The sequence below is a fragment of the Natronococcus jeotgali DSM 18795 genome (assembly GCF_000337695.1).
GTDB classification, from domain to species: domain Archaea; phylum Halobacteriota; class Halobacteria; order Halobacteriales; family Natrialbaceae; genus Natronococcus; species Natronococcus jeotgali.
Window position 1 is genome coordinate 15,543 of the sequence record NZ_AOIA01000045.1, and the last position, 12,123, is coordinate 27,665.

General features: G+C 54.0%; 15 protein-coding genes and 2 pseudogenes. 8 read left to right on the forward strand and 9 right to left on the reverse strand.

What is annotated here, in order from left to right:
* Window positions 1-280: 280 nt before the first annotated feature.
* Window positions 281-484, forward strand: a pseudogene (locus C492_RS25785) (transposase); the annotation flags it as partial.
* Window positions 485-507: 23 nt separating this feature from the next.
* Window positions 508-654, forward strand: coding sequence for a heme-binding protein (locus C492_RS22190; protein WP_239643390.1), 147 nt, complete (start codon window positions 508-510; stop codon window positions 652-654).
* Window positions 655-686: 32 nt separating this feature from the next.
* On the opposite strand, the gene C492_RS06930 is transcribed toward C492_RS22190, so the two are convergent.
* Complete coding sequence (locus tag C492_RS06930) at window positions 687-2,006, reverse strand: MFS transporter (protein WP_152424811.1); 1,320 nt, start codon at window positions 2,004-2,006, stop codon at window positions 687-689.
* A 514-nt stretch (window positions 2,007-2,520) separates the two neighbouring features.
* Here C492_RS06930 and C492_RS22195 point away from each other — a divergent pair.
* The gene (locus C492_RS22195; RefSeq protein WP_083898754.1) at window positions 2,521-3,219 is read left to right on the forward strand and encodes a haloacid dehalogenase type II; all 699 of its coding nucleotides are present in this window, start codon (window positions 2,521-2,523) and stop codon (window positions 3,217-3,219) included.
* Between the two features lie 149 nt (window positions 3,220-3,368).
* Window positions 3,369-3,566: a hypothetical protein gene (locus tag C492_RS22200; RefSeq protein WP_008421743.1), complete on the forward strand. Its 198-nt coding sequence runs from the start codon at window positions 3,369-3,371 to the stop codon at window positions 3,564-3,566.
* A gap of 8 nt (window positions 3,567-3,574) precedes the next feature.
* On the opposite strand, the pseudogene C492_RS06940 reads toward C492_RS22200, so the two are convergent.
* A pseudogene (locus tag C492_RS06940) lies at window positions 3,575-3,844 on the reverse strand (transposase); the annotation flags it as partial.
* Window positions 3,845-4,232: 388 nt separating this feature from the next.
* Window positions 4,233-4,517, reverse strand: coding sequence for a HalOD1 output domain-containing protein (locus tag C492_RS22210; protein WP_083898756.1), 285 nt, complete (start codon window positions 4,515-4,517; stop codon window positions 4,233-4,235).
* A gap of 284 nt (window positions 4,518-4,801) precedes the next feature.
* Between C492_RS22210 and C492_RS22215 the strand changes: the two genes are divergently transcribed.
* On the forward strand, window positions 4,802-5,200 hold the full coding sequence (locus C492_RS22215) for a hypothetical protein (protein ID WP_239643391.1): 399 nt from the start codon (window positions 4,802-4,804) through the stop codon (window positions 5,198-5,200).
* Between the two features lie 119 nt (window positions 5,201-5,319).
* Window positions 5,320-5,595, forward strand: a complete 276-nt coding sequence (locus tag C492_RS06945) for a PadR family transcriptional regulator (protein WP_008421749.1) — start codon at window positions 5,320-5,322, stop codon at window positions 5,593-5,595.
* A 1,297-nt stretch (window positions 5,596-6,892) separates the two neighbouring features.
* On the opposite strand, the gene C492_RS25790 is transcribed toward C492_RS06945, so the two are convergent.
* The 6 genes from C492_RS25790 to C492_RS06980 form a co-directional block, all read right to left on the reverse strand.
* Window positions 6,893-7,381 carry a hypothetical protein gene (locus C492_RS25790; protein WP_083898757.1) on the reverse strand — a complete coding sequence of 163 codons (489 nt, stop codon included), beginning with the start codon at window positions 7,379-7,381 and terminating at the stop codon, window positions 6,893-6,895.
* Between the two features lie 17 nt (window positions 7,382-7,398).
* Window positions 7,399-7,950: a DUF7342 family protein gene (locus tag C492_RS06960; RefSeq protein WP_008421754.1), complete on the reverse strand. Its 552-nt coding sequence runs from the start codon at window positions 7,948-7,950 to the stop codon at window positions 7,399-7,401.
* 660 nt (window positions 7,951-8,610) lie between these two features.
* Window positions 8,611-9,432 (reverse strand): hypothetical protein, encoded by an 822-nt coding sequence (locus C492_RS06965; RefSeq protein WP_008421757.1) that lies wholly within the window; start codon window positions 9,430-9,432, stop codon window positions 8,611-8,613.
* A 151-nt stretch (window positions 9,433-9,583) separates the two neighbouring features.
* The gene (locus C492_RS06970; protein ID WP_008421759.1) at window positions 9,584-10,039 is read right to left on the reverse strand and encodes a hypothetical protein; all 456 of its coding nucleotides are present in this window, start codon (window positions 10,037-10,039) and stop codon (window positions 9,584-9,586) included.
* On the reverse strand, window positions 10,039-10,344 hold the full coding sequence (locus C492_RS06975; RefSeq protein ID WP_008421761.1) for a hypothetical protein: 306 nt from the start codon (window positions 10,342-10,344) through the stop codon (window positions 10,039-10,041). Before C492_RS06975 ends, C492_RS06970 begins: the two co-directional genes overlap by 1 nt.
* A gap of 9 nt (window positions 10,345-10,353) precedes the next feature.
* The gene (locus tag C492_RS06980) at window positions 10,354-10,638 is read right to left on the reverse strand and encodes a hypothetical protein (protein WP_008421763.1); all 285 of its coding nucleotides are present in this window, start codon (window positions 10,636-10,638) and stop codon (window positions 10,354-10,356) included.
* Between the two features lie 217 nt (window positions 10,639-10,855).
* Here C492_RS06980 and C492_RS06985 point away from each other — a divergent pair, with 217 nt between their 5' ends.
* Together C492_RS06985 and lrp are read left to right on the forward strand one after the other, a co-directional pair.
* A complete protein-coding gene (locus C492_RS06985; RefSeq protein WP_008421765.1) occupies window positions 10,856-11,080 on the forward strand; it encodes a hypothetical protein in 225 nt (74 codons plus the stop codon).
* A gap of 434 nt (window positions 11,081-11,514) precedes the next feature.
* Window positions 11,515-11,979, forward strand: coding sequence for an HTH-type transcriptional regulator Lrp (gene lrp, locus C492_RS06990; RefSeq protein WP_008421767.1), 465 nt, complete (start codon window positions 11,515-11,517; stop codon window positions 11,977-11,979).
* Window positions 11,980-12,123 lie beyond the last annotated feature (144 nt).

A 12,123-nucleotide genomic window follows, 5' to 3' on the forward strand; every position in this document is an offset into this window, starting at 1 on the left:
CGACACCTGTGGTTCGAGGTGGATGCATTATCAATCTCTTGCTGATTCCTACTGACTTGAAATGATGTCACAGTGCCAGACATCTCGTACAGTTTCGACTGTTGGTGAACGACCGCCGGGCAATTGGCCGGCCTGAGCTGCGCGTTGCCGTCCTTCGCCCGTTTCCGTCCGGAGGACATCGCCCTCACAGAGATGCAAGGAGGAAGCCCACGGCTTTAGCCGTGGGAGGAATCCGATAAGGCTCAAACCAGCTCACAAGTGATAGCAGCCGACTCCCCCGGATTACAACGCGAGTAAGAACATCGCTCGCAAACTCTTGAAGAAACTCCACTCGGGGCAGAAGTCTTCGAGTGGAGGCGCACCCTGTCAGTGTGCGCTAACGTCAGGAACGCTGAACCTGAATGGCGAGTACCACGCCTCCGTCAGTTCGACGGTAGAAGGGGAATCCACTGACAAGCCCACGACTGAAGTCGTGGGTTACTGACCCTCAGCCTTGTATATTCGACCGTGCGGTGTGTTTCCGGTTGCTATCCACTAGCCGACAAAGAGGGAGACGTCGTCGGCGCGTTCGGCGTGTCCGGTGGCGCTGTCGAACAGGACTGGGAAGTTGCGCAAGTTGGCGTCAGCCGCTGGGAAGAAATCCGAGGTGAATGATCAATATCAACTCAACTGCTCCAGAGGATGGATTACTTGTCTGTGACGCTTCGGGATCGAGTCGAGGGCGCGGTCTTTGAAAGCGTGAGAAGACCGAACGCAGAGACACCGAGGGCGAGGGCAGCGATGCCGGCGATGAGGAGCGTATTGGGATAGCCGACGATCGAGGCGACAGCAACGAACACTGGCGGACCGAGGGTCGTTCCGAACTGAAGCACGCTCGTTCGGATACTCATAATCCCGCCACGGAATGCATCAGGCGTGAGTGTGTTCAATGCTGTATCGGTGATCGGTTCTGCGAATCCCTGCCCGATACCGAATAGGAACAATGCGCCGGCAAGGACGGGGATCGAAGGGGCGAGTGCAGCGAGTGTCATCCCGATACCGTAGGTCACAAAACCGAGTGTAATGAGCCGTGGGGGCGAGAGATGGCGCATGAGACGGGATGACTGTGAGGACGTCAACCCCATCGTCACCGCCGGAAGTCCGAGCAAGAGACCGATCGCTCCGGAGGAGAGGCCGTAGGATTCATCGAGAATGAATGGGATGACCGTGAGCTGTGCGCCATAGAGAATAAAGAAAATACCGAAAATAGCGATGTACAACCCGAGAGCCAACCGAGTTGGTACTGATCGTGCTGCATTAGCAACGTATGAGAGTCCGGACGAACCCATGCTACTCTGGGGTTCAGGAAGCACTGCAGAGCCGGCAACGGCAACNGATCGTGCTGCATTAGCAACGTATGAGAGTCCGGACGAACCCATGCTACTCTGGGGTTCAGGAAGCACTGCAGAGCCGGCAACGGCAACAACAATACCCAGGCCAAAGCAGACGAACGGCGCGGCCCACGAGAGCAGTGCAAGGCCACCGCCTAGTAAGGGGTAGCCAGCCGCGCCGATGGCAAGTATTGCTGCGTTCAGTCCAATGAGACGACTCTGCTGTTCCCCCGAAAACAGGTCACCGAGCAATGTCACGGTGAGACTCATGATAGCACTGCCAGCAGTTCCTTGTACGACGCGGAGACCGAGAAGCGTTGTGAATCCGTCGACAAATACGACTACAATGCCACTCACGCCAAACAAGAAGAGTGAGGGAACGAGCACACGCTTGCGACCAACGCGGTCAGCGATGAGTCCGATGAATGGCGTGAGAACAATACCGGGCAAGGTAAATGCCGAGATGAGGAGACTCGCTTGACTCGCTGAAATGTTCCAGGCCGCCTGAATCGTTGGCAGCGCTGGGCTGATAAGGGAGACACCCATCACACTCACGAGCGTACTCGCAAAGATAATGAGGACTGTCTGTGATTGTTTGATGCCTGTGAGTGGGTTGGATAGNAGGGAGACACCCATCACACTCACGAGCGTACTCGCAAAGATAATGAGGACTGTCTGTGATTGTTTGATGCCTGTGAGTGGGTTGGATAGAGATGTTCTCATGGATGTTGTCGTTCGAAATTTGCTTGCCGAAACCGCGTCGAATAGTGCTGTATATGGTAGTAGGGTGTGAGTGAGATACCGCCGAGGCAGCGGTTCGCGTTATCAGGTCCACAATCAACATACCGGCGGACCAACAGAAACCGCGAACCAACTCAGTTGCATACCCACGGCACCGTACTTTCTCTAGAATTGGTCAGGGAAAGTTTCAAGCTTACGCACCGCCCTCGTAGCCGCGGAGTCGTCTTCACGGGCTTCGTATACCTCGGAGCTGACGGAAGACTGGCATCTCCTACTGTCGGATGGCCCATCTGTACATGCAGATCTTGAACCTGAAAACCCGCCGACAATATTGAAAACTTCTTCCCACACATCTTGCCAATATTGTCTTGATCGGATTCATTTATAACGAGGGAATACCAGCACCAATATGCAGATAGATCCATCCCGGATTGAATCGGTGGTCGTTGATTCGTACAGTACCCTTGTAGATGTTGAGTCGTCTCGAAAGGCGCTTGAAGCCTATACTCCTGAGGCCACAGCACTTGCTCGAGTATGGCAACTTCGCACGCGTGAATATGCGATGGTTGGAAACGAAATCAACGTTTATCGGCCAGCAGTAGATCGACACCGGCTCGCACTCAAACATGCCCTCGATGTCTTCGATGTGGACCTGACCGACGATGAAATCGAGGAAGTTCTCTCCGTGTATCATGAGTTGGACATATTCGATGATGTTCGAGGAGGGCTCAAGACCATCCGCGATGCCGGGTACGACATCCATATTCTCTCCAATGGTGATCCAGCGCTGCTCGATTCTTTGATCGACCACACTAACCTTGCGGACGTCATCACCAGTGTAATTAGCGCCGATGACATCCATCTGTATAAGCCAGCACGGGAGTTATACGAATACACAGCCGAACGCATTGGCATCCCCCTCGGAAACCTCGTTCACGTAACCGCAAGTTGGAGTGACGTGAATGGGGCGCTGAATGCCGGGATGCAAGGCGTCTGGCTCAATCGAAAAGGCCGAGCGTGGGAACCATACGGGAGAGAACCAGATCTGATCATCGAGAGCTTTCATGAACTGGCAGAGTCGCTGACGACAGAGAACACAGAGAAATAAATACCCAACGTGTTTAAGTGCATTTCTTTCCATGATTAGTTGTTCTGTTTTTATATATACTGATTCGGCAAATCACCGTAGAGCTGATTGTAATCAACACTATGAGTGAACAGTCACATGGAACGACTATTACTCGAGTGTGGGATGCAATGACCGAACTCGGTGACAGAGATCTCGAAGAGCGGACACGACAAGTGAGTCCAAAACAACCTGCAAAGCAGATTCTGGCGATGAGCCTCGAGACCGCGACTGGATTGCTCGAGAAGCACTACTGTCATCTGGATCTCCTCGAGGACGGCACTCCGAATGCTGGCGGTGTCATACCCGTTGTACGGAGGGTGTCATAGAACTCTTCTCACACCGTGATGATCGTGCTTCCCGGATTGTCTCCACGTTCGTAGTTGGTGATAGCGACGACGAGACGAAGGCACAGTGCGAGGAACACCTGCGCTCGTGCGTGGACGCGGCCTCGGGCGCACTCACGTCCGAGGCCGCAATCCTTGACTGATTCGTTGGTTCGTTCAACTCGGGTACGGCGGTTGTACGTCTCGTCTAGCATCGGTTGCTTCAGCTGAACATCCTCGCTGTGTTTCTCGATGCGATCTTCGACCCTGTACTCAATATTGAAACACCTTCTCTCCGGCCATAGACTCATGAGCAACGGGTCCAATGATTTAGTAGGACTATGGCTAGTCAAATGAGTAAAGAAGTGAAAGACTTGCCGCCGAGCGCGAAGCTCGTATTTTTTGTTCTCAAAGAGCATGACTCACTTACGCAAAAGCAGCTCAGTGAGGAATCACTGTTACCGAGTCGAACAGTACGATATGCAATCACACAACTGCAGGAAATAGATGCGATCGAAACACAGGTCTCATTTCGAGATGCGCGACAACAGGTCTATTCACTTTCCGAGACAGGTACGGAAGTCGCAAACTCCTTCACTTAATTCCCGATCAGATACTCGTCTTGCCAGCAGCTACCGGATATAGTTGGATTGACGTCGGCCTCTTCAGTCAGTCTAGCTGGGATACTTGAATATCGCCAGCTCCAGAGACAACAACATTGTATCCTGTATACGCAAAAGAGATCGACTCTAGACCAGAACTTCGTCCGGAGCTAACCAGATCATTCAGTGCCTCTGGGTTGATCGCGTTGCTAAGGGGTGGCAGCTCGAGCGGATCCATTCCAGCAGCATCGGCAACTGCAGAAACGACAGCAACAACAGGCGTCATCTCCTGGTTCAGGCTCTGTTCCGGCGCGGAATCGGCACTTATCTGCTGAACAGGCGTGTTTGGCATAGCACGGACTCCCAGATCCTTGTACAAATTGCTTCTCAAACGGTTGACCCGTTCTCAGTGATTATTTATCGAGGTTTGGCACCCCGGTTCAAAACCATGGCTCCCGAGTGGATGATTACTCATCGATCGGACACCGTACCGAGTCAATAGGAATGAGCAAAGGGTTGATAATGTTTCCACCTCGAATCTCGAGTGTTGCGTCCCACACAACGCGACAAAGTCATTCATCACTCCCCCCTGCACCTGGCTACCGGCATCAGCTCCCCACCTGACCGGTGGCCCGTTTGCAACTCGTTCTGCTCTTTCCCGAAGGCATCTCCACAGAGAACCTAACTCAACTACTGCAACAAAGAGAGGAACTAATGGAAGCGCCCTCAAATGAGAATCTAATGCCAAGCGATTCGGGTCCGTCTCGAGAACATACATTTGGATCCCCAATTGATCTGCCTTCAACGCTCGAGGCACTCAACATCCAGTATCTGGACGTCAATGAAACCCGTGCGCTCGTCATCTACCAGACTGCAATCCTCAACCTCGAGGTGATCGAAGGCGAACTCTCGGCTGCAAGCCATATTGAACTCGAAGTGTATGAAGATCCTCGAGAGGAATACTCTACAGACACGGAGAAAAACAGCGGCCCAGTCGTCGGTTCACTCCTTGATCAACTCTCCTCCCGAAAGTAATCCCTCCTTCTCGAGTCAAAATTAAATGAGATGATACTACTTTTTCTCGATAATTGTAGCGGAAGGCTGACTATGTATACGAGATGAATAACAATAGTCTGGTCCAAGGATAAGTCACCATGGACGACCTTACAGGTTTCCAGCGAGACCTCCTGTACGTTATCGCAGGCGCCGATAAGCCATCCGGGCAGGACATCAAAGACGAGATTGAAACCTACTACAGTACCGAGATCAACCACGGGCGGCTATACCCAAATCTCGATACCCTCGTCAATAAGGAGCACGTGGAGAAGGGCGAACTCGATCGACGAACGAACTACTATGCGCTCGCCGATGCAGGGGACGAAGCCATTCAGGAGCGCCGAGAGTGGGAATCACAGTACGTCGATCTCTAATTCGGACGTCTCAGCGAGCAATATACACGACGAACGCCCAATAGACGATTCTTCCAAATATGCATCGGAGCTCTCGCTAGCAGACCTGTGAGTCCTAATTAACTCAGCGACCTGTTTACTTCTCAAACTAGCCCAATGATAAAATGTTATACTTTGGATTGGCGTGGAGCCACAGCTTTGACATCCCCTCGCCATCCCTGAAAGACAGGGTTTCTCTTTGGCTTTCTGTAGAGGGTGTCATAGGACTATGCTCATGGGGTTGTTTTCATCCTTATTTCGGTGAACCAACCGCTACGTAGAGAAGCGAATACAGCATAGATCTCCCTTATCTCCTTCTCTTCTCGTATCGTTCCTGTTGTACCTGCTGGAGACGATAGTTGATCGCCCATATGACCCAAGCAAGGAGGATTCCCGTTCCGACAATAGATTCTAACCGTATGATTTGCTCGTCAAGGATATAAGCAGAACCGAATAGGATGAGAGACCAGAACAGAATGACGTAGACAATTTGATCGAGCGAGTCCGGCCCCAAAAGCTCCCGAAAAGACATGGTTCTACGTTAGCAAACCTCTCCCATAAATCCCCTAGTAGTCTTATAAAGACTGGCGCACAAAGTGACTGATCTTAGCGATCGGTATATACTCTGTACATAGCAGATTGGCCCCGATCACAAGATCGGCTACTTAACCAACAGTGAATGCAATAGAGGGGCTCCTGTTGGTTAATTACATATGGTAGTTTATCGGATAGAAGTGGCTCAGTTTTGCTATGGAATTATGTGAGAAAGTGATTGTTACTTGAACGGAAAGCTTATCTGAACCGTCCGGTCGTTCTTGATGGATTCTGTTGTTGTGAGTGTAGCTGCTAGTCGCATTCATGGACCGACCATCGGATGCGCGAGTAATGGTGATGGATCCGGTGGCCAAAATAGCGTACTCGCAAGTAGGTCGTTGGGGTCACCGTAGCGATCTGCCGGGAGAATCGTCTCGAGCAATGCATCAGCCGCGTCGAGGAGCGTCTGATTCTCCTCGAGAACGGTCTGAACAACGGGCCGCGTCGCTCAGTGGTAGTCTGAAACGACAACGCCAGCCGATATCCGTTCTCGTCGACGCAGATGAGAGCGAGTGCCTCGAGGATCTCCTGGTTGTTGCGTAGTGACTATGCCGGGTCTTGCTCCGCGATGCGAAGGGGTTGGATTCCGACGGGCCGATGGGCGAGGACTGACTAACGGAGTGACGCGCCTCCTCCCGCGCCTAAAGTCGCGGATATCTACGCTGTGGTATCTATGACTCACTGTTCACCCCGGCCAAGTAGGAAGCGAGGGCGTCCCATTCTCCCATCGGATCGCCTCTACCGCTGTTGTGAACTGCTGTAGTCGGTCATCGAGGACGGTGAGTGGATGCGCATCGAGAAACGTCGTGCGATGCCGATCGACAGGCGTATCTTCGTAATTAAGTTGGATGTGGCAGGGCCCGAGATCTGGATGATCGGCGTCCTGATGGAAGCCAAGCATCAGGTTCCGCCCTGGTTCGACCCAGTTGATGCGATAATATTCGTGGTCAACGCCGGCAGGGTACCAGAAGCGAATCTCCAGTCGTGCAGTCTTCGCGTTGTAGGAGTTACTCAGGAACGTGGTCGGATCAACATCCGCGATGACGTACCGCGGTCGTCGTCGAGACGGGCGATACCGCACGTTCTCACACCCAGCCTGCCTCGTCAACCGATCGTGAATGTCGCAAAGAAGGGTTCGCTGTGTATAGCGGTCGCGGCCGGCAAGAAAGATCATTCTGTGTAAGGAGAGGATTAGCTCGTGGCGCGGCCGGCCACGTCGGTCATCTGTTCGCGAGCGGCTTCAACGTCGGAGTAGAGTTCCAGTGCGTGCTTGATGAGTCGGCGATCCTCCTCGTTCTCGCGCCAGAACGCGATGACGTCGCGGCGTTCGCGGAGCTCGGCACTTCCAAGGTCACCGTCGGCAAGCGACTGCTCAAGTTCCTCCCACGTCTCGACATCGTAGGTCACCTGCCACTCCTCGATCTCCTCGGTGATCGCAGCCAATTCGTTACGAAGCTCCTCGCGCGTGTTCTCCTCGATGAGCGTGCGGATTTCCTCGAAGAGCAGTTGCGTATAATCCGGCTGATAGAGCGTCGTCTCACCAGCCTCGACGCGGCGCAGCTGCCCCTGCTCAACGAGATCCTGGAGTTCCTCATTGGTCGTACTCCAGGCGGCGTCCGCCTGCTCACTGATCCAGTTGATCGAACGGGGTTCGCGAAGCGTCTCGGCAACGGCCCGAATGCGTTCACGGGCGCTCATCGACTCGGACCATGACTGAACCCCATTGCGCGGAGACTCGGACATACTGAACACCTCTATCAGCAACGTTCACGCTCTGTTCTCATATATGTTTGCACACTCTTGTATAGTCAAGAGGTAGTCGCGAGTGTAGGCATCCGGACGTTGAAATGCGATACCCAGAAGCTACGAGCTAACCGATGCACAACCGATATTCTGATCGTAAGGAACTGCCACCGATCGAGAGGCGTCCCACGTTTCGGACGCGAAATTCAATGGAGGGGTGTGACGGCAAGCCTCAGCGACAGCGCGTCGCGACGACCACAGGGGGGTACCCTGACGAATCGGTGACCATCGAAGGCGAGTGCCGGTCTTGTGGGACGTTGATCACGACTGGCCAGACGAAATGCCGGTTCTGTCTCACCAACCATCTCGATGACGACGCCACCGAGCTCTCTCGAATATCCTGTAGTGTAGCGAAGCTAATCGTTCCCGCTACTCGATGGAGGTCTTCTGAACCAGACTTCTCTGGATGGTCACACCCGTTGTGAGGGAACTTGTGAGCCCAACCGCCGAATCTGTGTTATTTAGACTGCTACTACTACTAAACCGGGAGGCTTCTTCTCGTAGTTGTCACTAGAAGAGACAGCGACGTCGACCGGTGAGTCGACGACCAACTCCGTTCGTGTCCGTCTTCCTCTCTTATTGTGGCCTATCTTGTCGTTCTCACGCGGTTCCGGTTGTTGGCTGTGTCACAACAGGTGTGACACCGCCAGCACTCGGTGCACCGTCCTCGAGCAGATCCAGATGGCAGTACCGATTCTCGAGCAGTCCGGTTGCGGTCTCGAGGCTCATCGTCAGGATCTCCTTTGCGGGTTGCTTCGGACTCACCTGTCGCGTCCGCTCTTCGAGATCCGATCCACCGAGATCTCGCATCGCTTCCCAGACGCGCGTGATGGTCGTCCCATGTGGCTGTTCGCCCATGATCGCAGTTAGAGCCTGGCGCACGTCCTCACGGGTGAAGAAGACGCCGTCACTGGTCGTGCGCTTGGTCGCGAACTCCTCCCAGCGTTTGGTGACCAGTAGTGCTCGGTAGGTGTTCTGCTCGCTGCGGTCGTCGACAAAGCGTTGCTTGACCTTGTGCTGGCGGCAGTTCGCGAAGAAGTCCAGTGGACTCGTCGAGGGCTCGACGTCACCGGGCAGCTGTGTCGTCTCGTTGGTTGTGTCATCGCTTTCGCTCTCCTCGAGTGTCGCCTCGACCTGGCAGGCTTTCGCGCTGGCAGAGCGGGCGATCTCCTTTGCTTCCTCGGCCGTTGACTTGGCCTGGGTAGCGTTTTTCGCGAGGTCCTTGCGGGTCTGATCGTTCTTGTCGACCCGCTCCTCGAGTTCGTCGATACGCTCGGACTGCGTTTCGACCTGCCGTTCGAGTACGTCCGTTTCGGTCTCGAGTTCGTCGACTCTCGAGCGGAGTGTGCGCAGCTCCTCGGTTAGCGTCTGGAGAGTCGTCGACTGTGCGTCGCTGTCGGGAGTAGTGTGGTCGGAAGACATCGTGGCTTCGTGATCGTGAAAAATCGCTGTGCGAACGATACGCGTCGCTGTGTCCGCTGTCGTCGGTCGACTTGTCTGGGAGAACTCCGGAAACGGTGGAGTCTCCACACTCGTGGGCTGCTGGTGGAATGACCGACATCGAGTGCCGGGCTCAGTCAGCGCGGCTGTCGGACGTGCGGAGACGCGGCGGCAGCGTCTCGATCTCGACCCCCTCTGTCTCCAACGACTGAGTCACCGAGGCTGGGTCGGTGTCCTCGTCGGTCTCGAGTGCGGACTGGCTCTCGGCGGGTTCGCTTGCGTCTTGGAGTTTGGGCTCGAGAACGACCAGCTCGGTTTGCTGAGCGGCGAGATCTGCTCGAGTGCCGAGTCGACACCGAGCCAGTAGCTCCGTACAGCCAAGTGTCGGACCGGCGATCGCGGAGGGGTCACAGCTGGCGCAGTAGGCACGGTGGACTATCCAGCAGTCGGCATCGGCTGGGCGGGAGATGAGGACAGTGGCAGTGTCGCCCTCGTAGAATTCGTAGTCACACCACTGACAGTGGGTGCTGCCTTGGGTGCCAACGGAGAGACCCTCGAGCAGTTGCGTGGGGGTGGCCTCGAGCAACATTAGTCGTTCCCTCCGTAGAAGCGCGTGACCAGTTCGAGGCGGGCCCGTGGAACTGGCGCGATGACGAGTTCCGAAATACTGGGGGCTGTTGGGTTGGGGTAGGCGACCCGGAGGATTTCGCTGGTGGGGTCGTACTCGGGGTGGACGTCGGCACTGGTCGCGGGTCCCATCCCGATCGGGTACTCGTTGGCGGGGATCTCCGTGTGCTCGAGGACGAGCAGCGTCTGGGTAGGCATCTCGCGATCGCGGACGTGATCACCGACGCGCAGACGCGGGCGATCGTCCGGCGTGGAGGTCGTGGCCATCTAGATCGCCTACTCCGCGTTAAGTGAGTCCGCGAGCGTTTTGTAGAGGTGCTGGGTCGTGAAGCCCCGTTGGTTCTGGACGTAATCGATCCAGTCGTTGATTGATCGCTCGAGGGTCTCGAGGTCGTAGCGGTAGGTGCGGTCGACGTCGTGGATGACGTGGACCGTTTCGTCGGTTGTTCGGTAGACGTGGTGTGCGTCCTCGCTGTCGATGCCGATAAGGAGGTAGTCTGGTCGGTGCTCGGTGCGACTGCGAGCCGAAACGGTTTCGGGTGTGCGTGGTTGAATTGACATTGCTTCTGTAGCACCAGAAGCGCAGGTCGGGTGCTGGAACACCCGGCCAAGAGTTTTCCCGGCCATCCTACGCTTCCATTCCATGGTATCCCAGCTGGTTACTTAGGTGTTTTGCATACTGCCAAGTGGGTGCGGCTTGTCGATAGCGCATGCCGTTGCGCAAAAAGATATTTGTCGGTTCGCAATGTACAATTGACTGGGTGATGCACCAGTGCGTATGGCAATCCAGTACACCGAATCAATGAACGCTCTTCTCGACTGGTTCAACGAGCAGCCTTGTTCGTGCGCTACGATCGGCCATATTGAGAACGAACTCGATTGGTCTCGTGAGACGATCCGGAACAATTTGAAGCAACTCGTGGCCGGAAACTACGCTGAAATCCGATACCAGCCAACCGGCGAATACCGACTGATCGAAGATCCTCGAGAGGTAGACCACTAATTTCGGATGCGGAAAGACATTAGCAGTTCTCCGTTTAATTACCAACGAATGCTCTCGTCAAGCAATCTAGTACTGGATACGCTAAACTAAACGGTACCACGATAACTCTAGACCGTGTCCGCTGTACCTTACATTTGGTCGGGTGAAATGACGGCTGAGACGGTATTTCGACGAGCGCGTCAGCTTCAATCGAATGTGACATACATTCGTCGAGAGGAGCTGTTTGCATGAATACCAATATAATCTTCGTAAGAAATTATTTTCTCTAGCCAAGTAAACGCCAGAACCAGACGGACGACTGCTTTTCATATCTGCTTTGATACATGAATATCAATTCTCCAACGTACAAATCTGAGTAGAGTAGATGACTTTCTATAGGGTGATACAGTGGACATTCGTAAATTTCTAATAGGATCCGTCTGCTGTGTTATTTAATGATTTACGAGAATCTGGATGCAGATCTGGTTAATGAACTCCTCGAGGATGGGCGTGCAAGTCTTCGAAGTCTTGCTGAAGAGCTCGATGTGTCCGTCACGACAGTCTCGAATCATCTTTCCAATCTCGAGGACGACGGTGTGATCCAGGGATACACACCGATCGTTGATTACGATGCTGTCGGATACGACGTGACGGCAGTGATGCAGCTCAAAGTCGAGGGAAGTGCACTGGGTGAGATCACAGAAACACTCCAGGACCATGATCAGATGATGTCTGTTTACGAAGTCACTGGTGACTACGATATCATCGCGATTGGCAAGTTCACAGACACCGACGATATGAACGACCAGATCAAAGCCCTCGTGACTGATCCCGACATCAAGCAGTCGAACACCAGTATCGTTCTGAATAGTGTCGCCGAAAACGAGCAGTTCGAACTCGAAGCTGAAGACGAAGTGTGAGTGGTCGGATTCGTCGGCATTCAACCCCTCGAGAAATGAGTCATAATTAGTACATGGACGCTTGTAGTTGTCCGTCTCTCCCACCAAGCGATCGGTTCTGAACAGTTTTTCCTTCTTCTTTTCTTTATTTAACTCTCCTCAGAA